Below are 330 nucleotides of genomic sequence, written 5' to 3'. Positions count from 1 at the left end.
GAGCAAGCCGCTGATCGGGGCGACGATGTTCGGTGTGACGACTCCGGCTGTCGAGACGGCACGCAAGCATTTGGAGGAGCTCGACTATGAAATCCTCGTGTTCCACGCTACCGGAACGGGCGGCCAGTCGATGGAAACGTTGATACGGGACGGCTTTATCACTGGGTCCTTTGATCTGACGACGACGGAGCTCGCGGACGATTTGGTCGGCGGTGTGTTAACGGCTGGCCCGACCCGGCTCAATGCGGCAGGAGAGGTGGGCATTCCGCAGGTGGTATCACTGGGAGCGCTCGATATGGTGAACTTTGGGCCGCGAGATACGGTGCCGGA

General features: G+C 60.9%; 1 pseudogene. It reads left to right on the top strand.

What is annotated here, in order from left to right:
- A pseudogene (locus tag EDM56_RS30920) lies at positions 1 to 330 on the top strand (Tm-1-like ATP-binding domain-containing protein); the annotation flags it as partial.

Source organism: Brevibacillus fluminis, from assembly GCF_003710825.1.
Taxonomy (GTDB): Bacteria; Bacillota; Bacilli; order Brevibacillales; family Brevibacillaceae; genus Brevibacillus_D; species Brevibacillus_D fluminis.
The sequence above is the reverse complement of the archived record's forward strand: the minus strand, read 5'-3'. Positions and strand labels throughout refer to the sequence as shown.